2 protein-coding genes are annotated in these 1,637 nt (G+C 79.1%); both read left to right on the top strand.

Going from position 1 to position 1,637, the window contains the following annotated elements:
- Positions 1-1,149: NAD(P)/FAD-dependent oxidoreductase (locus HCN52_RS24315; protein ID WP_209314952.1), on the top strand; the 1,149-nt coding region annotated here is incomplete at its 5' end.
- Positions 1,146-1,580 (top strand): phosphopantetheine adenylyltransferase, encoded by a 435-nt coding sequence (locus HCN52_RS24310; protein WP_168090569.1) that lies wholly within the window; start codon positions 1,146-1,148, stop codon positions 1,578-1,580. The genes HCN52_RS24315 and HCN52_RS24310, both read left to right, overlap by 4 nt.
- The last annotated feature ends 57 nt before the right edge of the window (positions 1,581-1,637 follow it).

Below are 1,637 nucleotides of genomic sequence, written 5' to 3'. Positions count from 1 at the left end.
CGCGAGATCATCGACACCGCGCTCCCCCAGGGGGGCACCGGCCTGCTCGGCCCCCGGGTCGGACCACCGATCGACGTCGCCGTCCGCCGGTTCGGCCCGTCCGTCGCCCGCGCCGCGCACCTCGCCTCCGAGGCCGCCGTCGCCGACGTGGTCGCCCTGTGCTCGGCCGTGGGCGCCGCGGCCGGGCTGCGGCCGGGCGGACAGATCGTCGCCACCCGCAGCGCGGCCGGTCTCGCCGCCCTCGCCCGCCAGGACGCGGCGTACCGGTCGCTCGGCCTGACCGTCCCGGTGCTGTCCTCCGCCGAGATCCGCCGCCGGGTGGGGGTGCCGTACCACGCCGGGCTGCTGTACCCGGGAGCCGCCACCCTCGACCCGGCGGCGCTCACCCGCGCCCTGGCGGCGGCCTGCGCCGCGAAGGGGGCCCGCCTCCTCGGCGACAGCCCGCTGCTGGGGCTGCGGCCGGGCGACGGCCGGACCCCCACCGAACTGCGGTTCGCCGCGGGGACGCTGCGCGCCCGGAAGGTCGTCCTGGCGGTGAACGCCGACGCCGGGCGGCTGGGGCTGCCGGTCGGCACCGTCCTGCCGCTGCGGGTGCACGCGCTGGCCACCGCCCCGCTGCCGCCGGAGCTGCGCGCCGCGCTGGGCGGGGAGAGCGGCACGGCGCTGATCGACAGCGCGGCACCGGCGCCGTACTTCCGGCTGACGCCCGAGGGACGGCTGGTGGTGGGCGGCGGCCGGGTGAGCCACGCGCCCCTTCCCGACGAGGAGGACGCGGCCTCCCGGGACGCGGCCCGGCGGCTGCTGGAGCAGCGGTTGCGCCGGCTGCACCCCGCGCTGGCCGAGGTGCCGGTCGCGTACCGCTGGTCGGGCCGGATCGGCATGACCGCCGACGGGTTGCCGGTCGTCGGCCGGGTGGGCGGCCACCCCGACATCTGGTACATCGGCGGCTGCTGCGGCCACGGGCTGGCGATGTCCGCGGCGCACGGCCGGTACGTCGCCTCCCACCTCACCGGACCCGCCCCCGCGGGCTCCCGCCTCCCGTGGCACCGCGACCGCGCGCCACGACTCCCGCTCGGCTCCGGCCCGGCCCGCGCCCTGCTGCGGGCGTACCTGCGCCGACTGGAGCGGGAGGCCCACCGCACACCGTGACCCCGCCACCCGACGCCGACGGAAGAGACCTCACCGCCATGTGGACCGACCGCCTCATCACCGCCCTGCTCGTCGTCGTGGGCGCGGTGAACCTGCTGCCCGGCTACGTCGCCCTCGCCCCGGCCCGGATGGACACGGCCTACGGGGTGAGCACCGACGGCCCGGACAGCGCCGACCTGACGATGCTGCTCCGCCACCGGGCGGTGCTGCTGGCGCTGGTCGGCGTGGGTCTGCTCGTCGCGGCCTTCCTGCCGGCGCTGCGGCCGGCCGCCATCACGGCGGCGGCGGTGAGCATGGGGTCGTTCCTGCTGTTCGCCTACACCACGGCGGATCTGGGGGCGGCGACCGTCCGGGTGGCACGCATCGACATCGCGGCGCTGGCGCTGCTCGCCGTCGCCGCCGCCCTGGTCGTCCGCCGCCGCCGGGCCTGACCGGCCGCGCCGCCACCGCACCCCGCCCGCACCCGCACCCGCACCCGCACCCGCACC

Origin of the sequence: Streptomyces bohaiensis (assembly GCF_012033785.1) — a bacterium.
GTDB lineage: Bacteria > Actinomycetota > Actinomycetes > Streptomycetales > Streptomycetaceae > Streptomyces > Streptomyces bohaiensis.
The sequence above is the reverse complement of the archived record's forward strand: the minus strand, read 5'-3'. Positions and strand labels throughout refer to the sequence as shown.